1 pseudogene is annotated in these 360 nt (G+C 64.2%); it reads left to right on the plus strand.

The features are described 5' to 3' along the window. Positions 1 to 360: pseudogene (locus AC1D0P_RS32450) on the plus strand (leucyl aminopeptidase); the annotation flags it as partial.

Raw genomic sequence — 360 nt, forward strand, 5'->3', positions numbered from 1 at the left:
ACCCTGACCGGCGCGATCGGCGTCGCACTTGGCGCCTATCACGGCGGCCTGTTCACCAATGACGACACGCTGGCTGCCAACTTGCTGATCTCCGGCATCACGGCGCATGAGCGGCTCTGGCGCATGCCTCTCGGCCGCGAATATGACAAGATGATCGACAGCCGCTTCGCCGACATGAAGAATACCGGCGGCAGCCGCCAGGCGGGCGCCATCACGGCCGCCCAGTTCCTCAAGCGCTTCGTCGGCAACACGCCCTGGGCGCATCTCGATATCGCTTCGATGGCGATGAGCGCACCGAATGACGAGATCAACACGTCCTGGGGCACCGGCTATGGCGTCCGCCTGCTCGATGAGCTAATC

It is taken from the genome of Polaromonas sp. P1_G2, from assembly GCF_056405515.1.